The sequence below is a fragment of the Achromobacter sp. Marseille-Q0513 genome (assembly GCF_018195695.1).
In the GTDB taxonomy this organism is placed as follows: domain Bacteria; phylum Pseudomonadota; class Gammaproteobacteria; order Burkholderiales; family Burkholderiaceae_B; genus Achromobacter.
This window is the reverse complement of sequence record NZ_JAGTJY010000673.1, coordinates 1-315: the sequence shown is the minus strand read 5'-3', so window position 1 is coordinate 315 and position 315 is coordinate 1. Positions and strand designations below refer to the sequence as shown.

1 pseudogene is annotated in these 315 nt (G+C 64.1%); it reads right to left on the bottom strand.

Going from position 1 to position 315, the window contains the following annotated elements:
• Positions 1 to 120: 120 nt before the first annotated feature.
• Positions 121 to 315 (bottom strand): annotated as a pseudogene (locus KDH83_RS32255) (baseplate protein); the annotation flags it as partial.

Genomic DNA, 315 nt, shown 5'->3' with positions numbered 1-315 from the left:
AAGTCATAGACAAGCGTGGGAGCCAGGTCGAGTTCGACCAAGCGCGCGATCAGCACTTCTAGCGCCCGCATGGAAAGATCGACCACGAGCGCGGGCGGCAACAGCGAGGGCTTCTCGAAGTCAGCCATGCGCCACTCCCGTCACCGTGACCTTGATGCTGGTGCAGCGCGGCCACTCCCATTTCTCCAGATCGAGGTCGGCCGCAGGCTGCACGGGCGTGACGGAATACACGCCATAGACGTGCAGCGCGTCGATGAGCTGCGAGCGCACGATGGATGCGCCGAACTGCACCCGGTTGTCGCGGAAGTCCAGCGC